9 protein-coding genes and 1 pseudogene are annotated in these 12,481 nt (G+C 61.8%); 7 read left to right on the top strand and 3 right to left on the bottom strand.

Annotated elements, in window-relative coordinates; all coding sequences use genetic code 11:
* Positions 1–2: 2 nt before the first annotated feature.
* Positions 3–533, bottom strand: a complete 531-nt coding sequence (gene tssB / locus B4F51_RS23670; RefSeq protein ID WP_296229243.1) for a type VI secretion system contractile sheath small subunit — start codon at positions 531–533, stop codon at positions 3–5.
* Positions 534–576: 43 nt separating this feature from the next.
* On the bottom strand, positions 577–3,288 hold the full coding sequence (tssH, locus tag B4F51_RS23665; protein WP_296229242.1) for a type VI secretion system ATPase TssH: 2,712 nt from the start codon (positions 3,286–3,288) through the stop codon (positions 577–579).
* A 520-nt stretch (positions 3,289–3,808) separates the two neighbouring features.
* On the opposite strand from tssH, the gene B4F51_RS23660 reads away from it, so the two are divergent.
* From B4F51_RS23660 to icmH, 7 genes are all read left to right on the top strand, one after another.
* Complete coding sequence (locus B4F51_RS23660; protein WP_296229239.1) at positions 3,809–4,423, top strand: TagK domain-containing protein; 615 nt, start codon at positions 3,809–3,811, stop codon at positions 4,421–4,423.
* A gap of 68 nt (positions 4,424–4,491) precedes the next feature.
* The gene (locus tag B4F51_RS23655; protein ID WP_296229238.1) at positions 4,492–5,307 is read left to right on the top strand and encodes a type VI secretion system accessory protein TagJ; all 816 of its coding nucleotides are present in this window, start codon (positions 4,492–4,494) and stop codon (positions 5,305–5,307) included.
* Positions 5,304–5,870, top strand: coding sequence for a type VI secretion system baseplate subunit TssE (gene tssE / locus B4F51_RS23650; RefSeq protein ID WP_296229236.1), 567 nt, complete (start codon positions 5,304–5,306; stop codon positions 5,868–5,870). Before B4F51_RS23655 ends, tssE begins: the two co-directional genes overlap by 4 nt.
* Before the next feature lie 36 nt (positions 5,871–5,906).
* On the top strand, positions 5,907–7,796 hold the full coding sequence (gene tssF, locus B4F51_RS23645; protein ID WP_296229235.1) for a type VI secretion system baseplate subunit TssF: 1,890 nt from the start codon (positions 5,907–5,909) through the stop codon (positions 7,794–7,796).
* Positions 7,796–8,887: a type VI secretion system baseplate subunit TssG gene (gene tssG / locus B4F51_RS23640; protein ID WP_296229234.1), complete on the top strand. Its 1,092-nt coding sequence runs from the start codon at positions 7,796–7,798 to the stop codon at positions 8,885–8,887. Before tssF ends, tssG begins: the two co-directional genes overlap by 1 nt.
* A complete protein-coding gene (locus B4F51_RS23635) occupies positions 8,884–9,999 on the top strand; it encodes an ImpA family type VI secretion system protein (protein ID WP_296229233.1) in 1,116 nt (371 codons plus the stop codon). The genes tssG and B4F51_RS23635 overlap by 4 nt, the downstream gene beginning before the upstream one ends.
* Positions 10,000–10,025: 26 nt before the next feature.
* Positions 10,026–11,342, top strand: coding sequence for a type IVB secretion system protein IcmH/DotU (gene icmH, locus B4F51_RS23630; protein WP_296229232.1), 1,317 nt, complete (start codon positions 10,026–10,028; stop codon positions 11,340–11,342).
* Between the two features lie 442 nt (positions 11,343–11,784).
* On the opposite strand, the pseudogene B4F51_RS23625 reads toward icmH, so the two are convergent.
* Positions 11,785–12,331 (bottom strand): annotated as a pseudogene (locus B4F51_RS23625) (integrase arm-type DNA-binding domain-containing protein); the annotation flags it as partial.
* Positions 12,332–12,481 lie beyond the last annotated feature (150 nt).

Below are 12,481 nucleotides of genomic sequence, written 5' to 3'. Positions count from 1 at the left end.
GCTCAGGCGGTCGCTTCGCCGTCAGCGGCTTGCTGCTCCGGCTTGGGTGCAGCAGCAAGCGACTTGAGCAGCGCCGGGTCCTGCAGCAGTTGGTTGACGAGCGATTCGGCGCCGGCCTTGCCATCCATATAGGTCTGCAGGTTCGCGAGCTGGGTGCGCGCTTCGAGCAACTGGCGCAGCGGTTCCACCTTGCGGGCAATGGCGGCCGGCGAAAAATCCTCGATGCTCTCGAAGGTCATGTCGACCATCATCTGGCCCTCGCCCGTGAGCGTGTTGGGCACTGCGAGCGCGACGCGCGGCTTGATGGCCTTCATACGCTCATCGAAGTTGTCCACGTCGATATCCAGAAAGCTACGGTCAGCAACGGGCGGCAGCGGCTCCACGGGCTTGCCAGACAGATCTGCCAGCACCCCCATCACGAACGGCAGTTCGACCTTTTTTTCCGAGCCGTAAACCTCGACGTCGTACTCGATCTGTACGCGCGGCGCACGGTTGCGCGCGATGAATTTCTGCGAACTGCTGGATGCGGACATAAAGACTCCGTGGAGTGGAAAAAGGAAAGCCTGCGAGGATCGGTCAGGCTCGCCGGGGTTGCGGTAAATCCTGTGCCGTGTCGGCGAAGCCCGGGACAAACATGAGCGCCTGCTCCGGCGAACCTGCCGGTTGGCCACCAGCGTCGCCAACGTCGATGTGAATGCGCTCAAGCGGCTGCTTCTGGGCAAACGCATCGAGCCACAGCTCCGACAGGCGCGGCAGGATGTGCTGCTCGATAAAGCCAATGAGCACACGGGCGCCGGTTTCCTGAACCAGGCAGTGGCCCACGATGTAGTCGACGACAGCGTTGTCAAAAGTCAGCGCAATTTCGTGCACATCGGCCATGCGCTTGACCACGCGGCCCAGGTGCAGGCACACGATGCTGGCAAGTGACGTGTCCTGTAGCGGCCGATACGGCACCACGGTGACGCGACCGAGAAACGCCGCCGGAAACGCCTTGAGCAACTCAGGAGCAATCGCCTCGGACAGGCCCTTCGCATCGGGAGCCAACGCCGTGTCGGCGCAGAGGCTAGCGATCAGGTCGGCACCCTCATTGCTCGTGAGCAGGATCGTCGTGTTGCGGAAATCAATGTGGCGGCCGTCGCCGTCTTCCATGTAGCCCTTGTCGAACACCTGGAAGAACATTTCGTGCACATCGCGATGCGCTTTCTCAATCTCGTCGAGCAGCACCACCGAGTACGGCCTGCGGCGCACTGCTTCTGTCAGGACGCCGCCCTCGCCGTAACCCACGTAGCCCGGCGGCGCTCCCTTGAGCCCGGACACCGTGTGGGATTCCTGATACTCGCTCATGTTGATGGTGATCAGGTTCTGTTCGCCACCATAGAGCGCCTCGGCCAGCGCCAGCGCTGTTTCTGTCTTGCCCACCCCCGAAGGCCCCGCCAGCAGAAATACGCCCAGCGGCTTCTTCGGGTCAGACAAACCCGCGCGCGCGGTCTGCACGCGCTCGCCGATCTGGCGCAGTGCCTCGGATTGGCCCACCACGCGCTCGCCAAGCATCTGAGGCAAACGGCGAACCGCGCTGATCTCATCAGTCACCATGCGCCCGACGGGAATGCCGGTCCAGTCCGACACGATCGAGGCCACAATCGCCTCGTTGACCTCCGGAAAGACCAGCGCCTGTTCGGATTGCAGCACAGCAAGCTGGCGCTCCAACATGCGAAGCGCGTCCACGGGCACCTCCGCCGCATCGCCCTCGTCGGCCCGAGCCGCGTGTCGGGCTTCGAGCAGTGCGGTGGCGGCCGCCGTCTGCTTTTGCCACTGGGCCTCCAGCCGCTGCGCTTCGCGCTCCAACGCATCAATGCGTTCGCAAGCGGCAGTGAACCGTTGGTCGGCATTCATGCCAATGCGGTTCTCCTCGGCCAGCAGATCGCGTTCCGTGCTGGCCGCCGCAAGGCGTTCACGCACGCTATCGAGCTCTCGGGGAGCGGCGTGCTGGGAGAGCGCAACCCTGGCGCAGGCCGTGTCGAGCAGACTGATCGCCTTGTCAGGCAATTGACGCGAGGGAATGTAGCGGTGTGAAAGCGTGACGGCTGCGCGGATGGCTTCGTCGAGCACAGCCACGCCGTGGTGTTCGGAAAACGTATGCGCGAGGCCCCGCACCATATCAGTGGCAGCGGCTTCGCTCGGCTCCGGCACCTGGAGAACCTGAAAACGCCGCGTCAGCGCGGGGTCCTTCTCAATGTGCCGCTTGTACTCAGCCCACGTCGTCGCACCGATGGTGCGGATGGTGCCGCGCGCAAGCGCTGGCTTGAGCAGGTTGGCCGCGTCGCCCGTTCCAGCCTGGCCACCCGCGCCGATCAACGTGTGGATTTCGTCGATAAACAGAATGATAGGGACCGGGGACTTCGCGGCAGCCTCCAGAACCCCCTTGATGCGCGCCTCGAACTCGCCCTTCATGCTGGCACCGGCCAGCAGCGCCCCGACGTCCAGACTCATCAGCCGCACATTCGCAAGCTTGGGTGGCACGGTTCCTTGCGCGATCGCAAGCGCCAGCCCCTCGACCACTGCGGTCTTGCCAACGCCCGCTTCGCCGGTCAGCAGCGGGTTGTTCTGACGGCGGCGCAGCAGCACGTCGATCATGGTGCGAATCTCGAGCTCGCGGCCAATCACCGGGTCGATCCGGCCGTCCCTGGCCTGCTCAGTGAGATCCGTGCAGAACTGCTCGATTGTCGAGCCCGTAGCCGTGGCCGGCATGGCGCCGGAGGCTTCACCGGGAACTGCGCTCGCGAAATTGCTGCCGTCATAGGGCAGATCCGCCCCCTCCGGCGAGCCCTCAATCCATGCCGGCAGCGTCTGTGCCAGATCGTCGACGGGAATCCTGCCAAAGGCAGGCGAGATGGAGAGCAGCACGCGGCGCAACTCCGCCGTTTTGACGAGCGCTTCAATCAGCCATGCCCCGCGCACGCGCGAGTCGCCCCAAGTCAGCGTTGCCAGCACCCAAGCGTGCTCGATGGCAGATTCCAGGTGCCAGGAAAAATCGCTGATTGAACTCGCCCCCGCAGGCAACGCAGCGAGCGCGCGGGCCATGTCGCGATCCAGCGCCTCGCGGTCGATGCCCGCGTGCCGGACGATCCGATGCAGATCGCTGTCGGGCAACTGCAGCAGCTGGTGCAACCAGTGCACCAGTTCGACATACGGGTTACCTCGCAGCTTGCAAAAACTAGTCGCCGACTCAACGCTTCGGTACAGCGTCGAGCCAAGCTTTCCGAACAGAGCTTGACGCGGAATTGCCATGACGTGCAGGAATGCTATGGATCGCCAACTGACTTTTTCTACACTGAAAGATCAAATAGTGAAACCACCAATTAACCAATCAAATAGGGCCAATAATATATAAATTACTCTATATATTTTTAAAGAAAAAATACGATTTAGCAAAGGATACAGCCTGCACTTTTCACCCGTCAACGCGTTCCCCTTTTTTTGTAACATTTGTTGGATATTAACTTGAATTGAATTCTGATCTTAGATTCACTTCTTTCGACCACAAACCCAATCAGATGCTTCGTTTGCATACACTCAACAACCAGCCCTGCACGATGATTATTTAGAAACATTTAACATCTTTTGTTTTCATTTCGTTTGCAATTTGGTGCCATTTTTTTGCCGCAACCCCCTAATATTGAATTTTGTCCTCAACACAACGCGAATTGCGGCAAATCGCGCTTAAAATGCCAAACCATTTCAATGACGGCTTCACATGGTCCCGTTTCGAACGTCTAAAAAAATGCATTCGGGCGCCCTGGAACCAGCTATGACTGATTCGACTTTAGATAAGCCTCGTGCCTCTGTCGTAGCCGGGTTGCAGATTGATCCGGAACGCTCGCACAGCGACCAGCCTGTTGAGAACGCAGTGCTTGGGCTGATCGGCCCGTCGGCCAAGCTGGACGCTGGTGCGCTTGCACACGTCAGATCAACGCCACATGCTGACGGCGAGACCGGCGCAGAAGCCGACATCGCGCAGCTACTGCACTCGCAGTATTGGCAAGCCCTTCTGAATCCGCGGGCGCCGGCCGCCCAACCGTGGGACAGGACGCAGACGAATGACTCATCTGTCTACGCTGACGACGCAACCGCTGATCGGCCATCTACGAACGCTGGCACCTCCATCGAGACGCTGATCAGCGGAGAGCGCACGCTCGACGAGGTGTTCGGCCCCCTGAGCACGCAAGGCAGCAACCAAACTGAATTCGCGCTTGAGCCGGCACCCGAGATCCTGCGCCTGTTCGCCCCGGCTGCCTACCAGGCGAGCCTCGCACGCGGCCCGGCTTCGCTGCCGCCCGAGTTGACTCGCCGCGAACACCAGGTGCTTACGGTAGACAGCCCGCTTAACGCGCCAGAACTGCTTGGCCCCCATCAGACGCCATGACCACCCCAGCCAACCAACAACCTGCCGACACGCAATCGCCGGCGGCAACGCTGCCGACTTCGCTTCGCATGCCGCTCGCAGAACGTCTTGCTGATCTGGAGGCGCTTGTGCGTAGCAAGCCGACCCAACATGAGCACCGCTGGGCGCTGTTCGAACTGCTGTGCGTGATGGGCCAGTGGACACGCGCGATCGTGCAACTGCAGGTCTGGGGACGATTGCATCCCCAGCAAACCGCGCTGGTGCAGGCCTATCGTGATTTGATCCGCGCAGAGCACTGGCGCAACCGCGTGTTGAATGGCCAGGAACGCCCAGGGCTTGTGTTCGACACCCCAGCGTGGATGGAAGGACTGCTTGAGGCCCTGCGCCTGGCTGCAGCCGGCGAGACGGATGCTGCGAACGACGCACGGGAGGGCGCCCTCGACGCCGCCCCCATGGTTGCCGGGCACCACACGCTCGGCACGTTCGAGTGGATTACCGACAGCGACTCACGACTGGGTCCGGTATTTGAGCTCATCACGGCTGGCCGATACCGGTGGCTCCCCCTCTCCGATCTCGCCGCGTGGGACATTGCAACGCCGTCCACCCTCATCGACCTGGTTTGGGCGCCCTGCTCGCTCACGCTGGCCGATGGCAGTGCGCTGCGCGGATTCGCACCCGTGCGCTATCCGCAGACCGAAGCGAACGCCGAGACAGGCGACCACAGCGATGCGATCTGCCTTGGCAATCAAACCATCTGGCGCGATGCCGGTCGCGCGACCGTAATCGCTGCGGGGCGCAAGACGTGGACAACCGACGCTGGAGATTACGGGTTGTTCGAATTGAACACCTGCACCGTCGGCACAGGTGCGGCAACACGCCCCTCAATCACAGGAGACGGGCAATGAGCAGCGCTGACAAGAACCGACCTGATCGTGCCCGGTCCGGCGCAAACACCGCGCCGGCGCCACGCCGTGCCAGCACGCATCTGCTGCCAACGCTGCTGGACCGCCTGCGCGACGATGCTCCCCAACGCCTGAGCGAAGCGCCTGGCGAATACGCCATGACGCGCGCACAGATGCGCGACATCGTCCAGCGCGACTTGGCCTTCCTACTCAACACGACCAACATCGAAGACCAGATCGACCGGCAGCGCTACCCTGAAGCAGCCGCATCAACGGTGAATTTTGGGGTACCCCCCCTGGCCGGGACCTTCATGGCTTCACGCAAATGGGCCGATGTCGAGCGGATTATCCGCCGCGCGATCAGCGAGTTCGAGCCGCGCCTGATTCCCGACTCGCTTACCGTCTCGCCGCTGGCCCCACCCGATCGGGCTGAGCCACACAACGTGCTGCTTTTCGAGGTTCGCGGCATGGTTCGCATGGACCCGTATCCGCTGGAATTCATGGTGCAAAGCTCGCTCGATCTCGAAACCAGCCAAGTCAATGTCACCGGCATGCGCGCAGGCTGAGTTGCCGCCGCCCCAAGACCATCGCCTCCGCCATTTATGGATCCAAGACTGCTCGACTATTACAACCAGGAATTGATCTACATGCGCGAGCTCGCCAGCGAGTTCGCGCAGGCCCACCCCAAGGTTGCACGGCGGCTGGGCATGCAGGCCGGTGAAGTCGCCGATCCCTACGTCGAGCGACTGATCGAGTCGTTCTCCTTCATGGCGGCGCGCATGCAGATCAAGCTTGATGCCGAGTTTCCGCGCTTCACGGGCCGCCTGCTGGAAGTCCTGTATCCGAACTACGTGGCGCCCACGCCGTCGATGGCTGTCGCGCGGTTGTATCCGAGCCGCTCCGAAGGCAGCCTCGCCCAGGGCTTCCGGATCGAGCGCGGCACGACTTTCAACGCTCGCGTGCCCGATGGCGAAAAAACCGCCTGTCAGTTTCGCAGCGGCCAGCACGTCACCCTGTATCCGCTTGAGATTGTCGAGGCGCGTCTGACTGGCGTGCCGCCCGATATTCCGGCACTTGACAGGTACGTCGGGCCCAGCACCACCGTGCGCGGGGCCTTGCGGCTGCGGCTGCGCACCACCAGCAACATCCCCATCGCCGACCTGCAGGGACTGGATCGCCTCCCCATCTACTTGGCCGGTGATGAGCAGGTGGCATCCCACCTGTTCGAGCTGCTGCATACCGCCAGCGTGGCATCCCTGATCGGCACGCCTGGCGGCTTCGGCAGTGCGGGCACGCCGTTTTCGGCCGTGACCACGCGCCCGGTCGAACACGAGGGGCTTGGCATTGATCAGGGATTGCTGCCGCTGTCCTGGTCCAAGTTCCACGGACACAACCTGCTGCACGAATACTTCGCCTGTCCGGCGCGGTTCTACTTCTTCGCGCTGACCGGTTTGCAGGAGGGTCTGCGGCGCATCAATACGGCGCAGGTCGAGATTGTCGTGCTGTTGAATCGGCCGGTCGAGCAGTTGGCCAACCTGGTCGATGCCTCGCGCTTCGCTCTGTTCTGCACACCGGTCATCAACCTGTTCCCCAAGCACACCGACCAAGTCGAGTTGTCGAGTGCGAAAACCGAACATCGCATCGTGCCCGCGCGATTGGCGCCGCTCGACTATGAGGTGTTCTCGATCGAGAAGATCCACGGCCAAGTCGCCGCCACCTCGGCCGAGCAGGAATTCCGTCCGCTTTATGAGACGCTCAACAACGACGAAGGCAACCACGGGCGATATTTCTCAACACGCCGAGAGCGGCGCCTTCTTTCCGACTCTGCGCGGCGCTACGGTACGCGCACGCCCTACATCGGCACCGAAGTATTCATCTCGCTCGTCGATCAGCACGAAGCCCCCTATCGGGAGACAATCCGCTACCTGTCCGTCGATGCGCTCGTGACCAATCGCGACCTGCCTAACCTCGTGCCGCGCGACGGCGTAAGCGACCTGACCATCGCACAGTCGGCCCCGCTCGAGAGCGTCGGTCTGATCCGGCCCCCAAGCGCACCGCAGGCGCCCTACGCCGAGCGTGAGATGGCTTGGAGGCTCATCCGACAACTCAATTTCAATTACCTCCCGCTCGACGAGCTCGATCACCGGGCGGGCGGCCAGGGGCTGCGCGACCTGCTGCGGCTGTTTCTCTCTAACGACGACAGCGACCATCGGCGCCAGATCGAAGGCGTGGTCGGCGTCAAGACCCGCCCAGTCACGCGCAAACTCCCGGGCTCCGGCCCGCTGGTATTCGGCCGCGGAATCGAATGCACCTTGACTGTCGACGAGACGGGATTCTCTGGCATCAGCCCCTATCTCTTTGGCTTGATCATCGAGCACTACCTCTCGCGCCATGTCTCAATCAATACCTTCACGCAGACGGAGCTGCACTCGATGCAACGAGGGTGCCTGGCCCGGTTCCCGGTGCGCATGGGTACGCGTGGAGTGGCCTGATGAAACGCGAGACGCTTCCCGCAGTGGATGGGCGGATTTCACTACGCCCCGAGCTGCTCGAGCAGTTGCAGGCCGAACCCTGGCGCCACGGATTCCTGATGCTGCTGCGCCGCATCGACGCATGCAGCACCAAGGACCCCATTGGCAGGGCCCGGCGGCCATTGGCCGAGCCATTCCGGCTGGGGCAGCAGCCGAGCCTAGCCTTCGCTCCCCGCGAGATCGCCAGTGCAAGCCTCGATGGCGGCAACCTGCGCGTGCAACTGTTTGGGCTGGGCACGCTCGGCCCCAACGGACCGCTACCCATTCACGTCACGGAAATTGCCCGAGACCGCCAGCAAAGCCGGCGCGACTCGACGCTGGTGGATTTCCTGGACATCTTTCATCACCGATATCTCACGCTGCTCTATCGCGCATGGGCCTCTGCGCAAGCGACCGCCAGCCTGGACAGGCCTCAGGAGGAGCGGTTCTCGTTCTATATCGCGAGCCTCACTGGACAGGATCCTGATGAGATCGCCGCGAGCCCCCTGCCCGCTCACCCACGTCTTGCCGCGAGCGCACACCTGGTGCGTGAGTCACGCAATCCCGATGGCCTGCGCGCGACCCTCATGCAGTATTTCGGGGTGCCGGTCGCGATTGAGGAGACGGTCTTTCATTGGATTGCCATCGGCCCTACCGAGCAGAGTCATCTGGGCAGTCCGGGATCGACATCCGTACTTGGCGAAGGCTTCATGCTTGGCGAAATGGTCCCCGACCGGCAGCACAAGTTCCGCATTGTCATCGGCCCGCTCGATATCGAAGCGTACTTGCGCTTCACCCCGCAAGGAGTTGACCTGCCGCGCCTGGTCGAGTGGGTGCGGGCGTTCATCGGCTACGAATTCGAGTGGGAATTGGAGTTGCACATCAAGCCGCATCGCGCACCACCAGCGGTCATCGGTGGCCCGCAGCAGCTTGGCTGGTCAAGCTGGCTTGGTCATATGCCGTCTGGCGAACCCATCACCGGCATGCGATTCATACCGGAGCACTACGCACAGTCGTTCGCCCACGCCAATCCCCCGCCTGCTGCACAAACCGCTCAAGCGATCCAACTATGAGTCAACCGAAGAAACACACCCAATCCAAACCATCGCGTTCGGGCAACGCCGCCAAGGAACCGGCGGGCCATGATTGGGTGGCGCCCATCGATGCCGACGCGCCGTGTGGCCCCGACCTCGAGTACGACCCGGAGTTCGTGGTGCTCTTCGCCCGCGTCGCGCCCAAGGCCGAAGCGCAATATGGCAACTTCGTGGGAACACCGGACCCCGTCAACTGGAGCGACATTGATCGGGACTGCCGTCGGCTCATGATGCGCAGCAAGGATGTACGACTGGCAATCCTGTTTGCGCGATGCCGCACACGACTGGCCGGTGCCACGGGCTTGGCTGAGGGCACCCATCTGTTGGCCGCCTGGCTGGCAGCGTTTCCCAAGGAGATCCATCCCCAGCTTGGCGCCGATGACGATCCCGATGGTGCGCTCGAGATCCGCATGAACGCACTTCAGGCACTGACCGACGCAGAAGGCCTGCTGGGCGACGTGCGCGAAATTGTGCTTGCCAAAGCGATGGCCACACGCCTGCAAGTGCGCGACGTCGAGCGAGCCTTCGCGCATCCGCGCCCGAGCGATGCACTGGCGCCGGAATCGGTCAATCGGCAACTGGCGGATTTGCGCGTCCAGCAACCGGCAAACATGGCGGGGTTTGACGAGGCACGGCACAGCCTGGCGGAAATCCAAGCCTGGTGCACAGAACATCTGTACGCCTACTGCCCAGACTTGTCGCCGATGGAGAGGCTGCTATCCAGGCTGGCATGCGCCGACGCACCAACCTTGCACACGGTGGCGGAACATCACGCAGCGGGCGCCTCCGGGCATGCAGATGATGGCAAACCCGCGCAACACACCGCACAACGCGAAGAATCCAGCCCCTATCACGGCCCTGCCGAGCCAGCCTTTGGCCCGGCTCATCAAGGGGCGGGCGAGCGAGAAGACGCTGTTGCACAAATCCGCCAGGCCCGCCTATGGTTTGAACGCCATGAGCCAAGCAGCCCAATTCCCGTGCTGCTGCAGCGCGCCGAGCAGTTTGTTGGCAAACGCTATGCGGAGATCATTCAAGCCATTCCCGCGGAGTTGCTCGCGCAGTGGGAAAGCGCAGCCAGCGAAGATTCATGAGAGCGGCAGATCAGCGTGGCAATGTCATGCGAGATCAGGTGCAGGACATCGTGGCATCCCATCCCGGCGACAATTCCCTGCTTGCGCTAGCCCAGCCCTTGCTGCGCGCGCTGGCCCATACGCCTGAGCACCTCGATACCAACGGTGTCGAGGCGCGACGCGCGATGCTCGTCAACGCGGTTCGCAAATTCCAGCAATCGTGTGTCGCGTCAGGCGTACCCCGGGAGACTGTGCGCAACGCGAGCTATTGCCTGTGTGCCGCGCTAGACGAGGCAGCGATGCGCACCGCTTGGGGCCGAAACGATGGCCGCGGAAACGAGTGGATCACGCAAGGTCTGTGCTTGACATTACACGGCGATCGCCAGGGCGCCGACAGGGTTTATCGGTTATTGGAGCGGGAAATTGCCTCACCAAACCAACACGGGGATTTTCTTGCGCTGATTGATGCCATCCTGAAACTGGGTTTCAGAGGGCGCTATCGCTTCGAGCCAGATGGCCAGCGAAAAATGGAGCAAGTACAACAGGCGCTAGACGTCGCTATCCAAGATGGCGATGCGGCGCAATCGAATGCGCTCCCACGAGCTTCGCTAGCAATACGCATCACTGCAAACAACCCCTCAAGCGCGAAACACTGGCGGTCCGACAGGATGGGCGCCGCTGCGCCGCTTCAGGTGTCACTGCTTGTCGACTTGGCAATAGATCGTCGGAGACTGCGGCGCATTGCCTTGATGATGTTCGGTGCCGTACTGACTGCGCTCGCCGTTGGAGCCGTCTGGCGTTGGCACAGCCTGTCGGCTACAAATACCGTCGCCCAAGCGCAACCTCAGAGAGCGGACTTCGGTGAGGTTGCGCAGCAGATGCGGACGGCGCTTTCCAATGAACTGGCCGCTGGCACCGTGTCCATGGAGGCTGACACGCTGGGCGAAGTCATCAGACTTCGCTGCAATGATGTGTTCCAGTCGGGCGCCAGCACGGTCAATCCGTGGGCTGGCCCCATTCTTGCGAAGATCGGCCGTGAATTGGTACAGACCACGGGTGCAGTCGAGGTGACGGGTTATGCCGATGGCACAACCACGCTGAACACCGGCGCTGCCATGAATCAGGCGCTTTCCGAACAACGGGCGACGCAGACCGGAAGAATTCTGCAGGCTGCGGGCGTTTCACCCAATCGCTTATCCACCAAGGGCAAGGGTGATGCGGACCCCATTGCTAGCAACATGACCGCATATGGCCGGTCGAGAAACCGCCGCGTGGAAATTACGATCTGGACCAAGTCACGAGGCATTGAATCGCCGGCCCTTGGCCGGCAGACCTCCCAATCGCAGCAAGCTGCTGCAGCATGAATTTCCTGACCGGAAAATGATCGTTGTTCGTGTATGCAGTGTTCTTGCCCGCAGGCTCTCGGGCGGATACACAGTTACCGTACTTGTTGCGGTAACTACAGGCGTAGACGCCATCGATTCTGATGGATGCGATGAGTGGCCTGACGTCGCCCCCTCTGGCGCGACCTGTGCCGCTCAAGCACGGCGAACGAAGGCCCTCGATCCACTACCGAGATCCGCATCCCGTCTCGACATATTGGAAGGCAGTCCACCAAAACCACGCGCCGTTCGAAGCCGAGATACGCGCTGGCACCTTGTATCTTCCAATCCGACTAGCGAGGTAAAGTTTGAACGCTGTTCAGGCGCCCAGACCAGTCCGTGCCGTTTGTCTGATCCTAGGATGACCGAGCCCGTGTCTGAGGACAGAGCGCACGGCCACCGCGCTGGTCTTCGTCAAGCCAGAACGGTAGCCCCACAGCTCAGCCATGTTGAATGTCTCGCGGATGCAACCCAAGGCCCGATTGGCCTGAATGGGGGGCATCTCCGTCCACCTCATCAACGCGTTGATGTCTGGGCGCGTAACTTCAGCAACCTTCTTGCCACCAAATGCGGGCGGGATGAAGTTATCAATACGGTGCTGGTAACCGGCTTGTGTGCTTGGCTTGTTATGCCGCTTGGAAGATCCCTCATGAACCTGCCGCATAACTCTTTAACTATCGGCGCTTTGCGGGCCTCCACCTTGTCGTGTCCAGGATCACCACCGCGGCGAACTTCAGCCAGCCAGTCCTGCGCCAGAGACCGCGCCTGCTCGACAGTCAGCTCGCCGAACTGCCCGATCGCTGGCTTACGGAACACGCCCAAGTTCGGGCGATATTGGAGCATGAACACCTTACGATCCTTCGGGTTTTCTTGCACATAAACCCGGGAACCATCGTGTCCCGTAGTTCGACATCGCGCTCTCGTGCTTGGGCAGCATCAATAACGGTTTTGGTCAGTTTGACTTTTGCCATCTGGCGCTCCTAACGCACACCTCGATTCCGGGAATCGGTCAGGAGCCAGGCGAAAGAGAACCGGGGCGATTTTTATCGCACACCGGTATATGATCCAGGGCCCTGACCCTACGAAAAACCGCTACAGCAAGCTGTATCCAAGCTGAACGG

It is taken from the genome of Ralstonia sp. UBA689, from assembly GCF_002298975.1.
Classification (GTDB): domain Bacteria; phylum Pseudomonadota; class Gammaproteobacteria; order Burkholderiales; family Burkholderiaceae; genus Ralstonia.
The sequence above is the reverse complement of the archived record's forward strand: the minus strand, read 5'-3'. Positions and strand labels throughout refer to the sequence as shown.

Coding starts and splice junctions, on each gene's coding strand:
- B4F51_RS23635 (WP_296229233.1), top strand. CDS start 8,884: ATGAGTCAACCGAAGAAACACACCCAATCCAAACCATCGCGTTCGGGC.
- tssG (WP_296229234.1), top strand. CDS start 7,796: ATGAAACGCGAGACGCTTCCCGCAGTGGATGGGCGGATTTCACTACGC.
- icmH (WP_296229232.1), top strand. CDS start 10,026: ATGCGAGATCAGGTGCAGGACATCGTGGCATCCCATCCCGGCGACAAT.
- tssB (WP_296229243.1), bottom strand. CDS start 533: ATGTCCGCATCCAGCAGTTCGCAGAAATTCATCGCGCGCAACCGTGCG.
- tssE (WP_296229236.1), top strand. CDS start 5,304: ATGAGCAGCGCTGACAAGAACCGACCTGATCGTGCCCGGTCCGGCGCA.
- tssH (WP_296229242.1), bottom strand. CDS start 3,288: ATGGCAATTCCGCGTCAAGCTCTGTTCGGAAAGCTTGGCTCGACGCTG.
- tssF (WP_296229235.1), top strand. CDS start 5,907: ATGGATCCAAGACTGCTCGACTATTACAACCAGGAATTGATCTACATG.
- B4F51_RS23655 (WP_296229238.1), top strand. CDS start 4,492: ATGCCGCTCGCAGAACGTCTTGCTGATCTGGAGGCGCTTGTGCGTAGC.
- B4F51_RS23660 (WP_296229239.1), top strand. CDS start 3,809: ATGACTGATTCGACTTTAGATAAGCCTCGTGCCTCTGTCGTAGCCGGG.